The 1,465-nt window shown below is 62.2% G+C and carries 2 protein-coding genes; both read left to right on the top strand.

Annotation, left to right across the window (positions count from 1 at the left end):
• Window positions 1-855 (top strand): ABC transporter permease (locus ACESMD_RS01065; protein WP_372609493.1); only part of this gene is annotated, 855 nt, incomplete at its 5' end.
• Window positions 852-1,465, top strand: a 614-nt coding sequence (locus ACESMD_RS01060; protein ID WP_372609491.1) for an ABC transporter permease, incomplete at its 3' end; no start/stop codon positions are given. The genes ACESMD_RS01065 and ACESMD_RS01060, both read left to right, overlap by 4 nt.

The raw sequence follows: 1,465 nt of genomic DNA, 5'->3' as shown, positions 1-1,465 counted from the left end.
TTCACCGTGGCCCCCGGGGCGACCTGGATCATCATCTTCCTGGTCCTGCCCAGCGCCTACCTGATGGGCGTGGCCTTCATGACCAACGGCCCCTACGGTCAGCCCGAGATGCCGCTGTCGCTGGAGTCGTTCCGGCGCCTGGCGGGCTTCGGCTTCCTGGGCTGGAGTCCGGGCAATCTCTATACCCTCTTGCGTTCGCTGTGGCAGACCCTGGTGTCGACCGGGCTGGTGGTGATCGTGGCCTATCCCGTCGCCTACTACATCACCACCTGCCGAGAGAAGTGGCGGCCGATCCTGCTGCTGCTGGTGGTGGTGCCTTCCTGGACCAATCAGGTGATTCGTACCTTCGGCTGGATGAACCTGCTGGCCCCTGGCACGCCGCTCTCGAACCTGGCCGAAACCTTCGGCCTGATCGCCCCCAACATGGGGCTCTATCCCTCCAATTTCGCGGTCACCCTGGGGCTGGTCTACAACTTCCTGCCCTTCATGGTGCTGCCGCTGTATTCCGCCTTCGAGAAGCTCGATACCGCCCAGGTGGAGGCCGCTCAGGATCTCTTCGCCTCGCCGGTTCGCGCCTTCTGGCACGCGGTCTTCCCCCAGACCCTGCCGGGGCTGCTGGCCGGCATCGTGCTGGTGTCGATTCCCGCCTTCGGCATGTACGTGATCCCCGAATTGCTTGGCGGCGGCAAGGGCATGATGCTCGGCAATCTGGTCGCCACCCAGTTCGCCGGCGGGTCCAACTGGCCGTTGGGGGCGGCAGGCGCGATCCTGATGCTGATCGCCACTTTTATCGGGCTCTTCGTCATGCGTCGCCTTGGCAAGCGTCTGGGTGGTGGTGAGGAGGTGGTGATATGAGAAAGCGAACACTCAGGCGCGGCCTGGTGGGCTTCTGGTGGCTGACCCTGACCTTCCTATACCTGCCTCTGATCGTGGTGGTGCTGTTTTCCTTCAATGCCGCCAACAGCGCGGCCACCTTCACCGGTGTCTCGCTGCGCTGGTATCGACAGTTGCTGGGCAACGAAGAGATCCTTTCGGCCTTCGGCAACAGCATGATTCTGGCCATCACCTCTTCGGCGATTGCCCTGGTGATCGGCAGCCTGATCGGCTACGGGATGTACCGGCACCGCCATCGCAAGCTCGGCTGGCTGATCGTGCTGATCTATCTGCCCATCGTGCTGCCCGATATCGTCTTCGGTATCTCGGAGATGGTCTTCTTCGTCCAGATCCACGACCTCACGGGGCTGTTTCGTCCCGGGCTCGTCACCATGATCATCGCCCATGTGACCTTTCAGATCCCCTTCGTGGCGCTGATCGTCTACTCGCGTTTCGTGGGTCTCGACCCGACCTTGTTCGAGGCGGCAAAGGACCTCTATGCCGCCCCCATGAAGCGAGTCATCCACTTCATGCTGCCGACCATCAAGCCAGCGTTGATCTCGGCCTTTTTCCTGTCCTTTACCCTGTCAGT

Origin of the sequence: Halomonas sp., from assembly GCF_041689495.1 — a bacterium.
Lineage (GTDB): Bacteria > Pseudomonadota > Gammaproteobacteria > Pseudomonadales > Halomonadaceae > Halomonas.
This window is presented reverse-complemented; position numbering and strand designations above follow the sequence as displayed.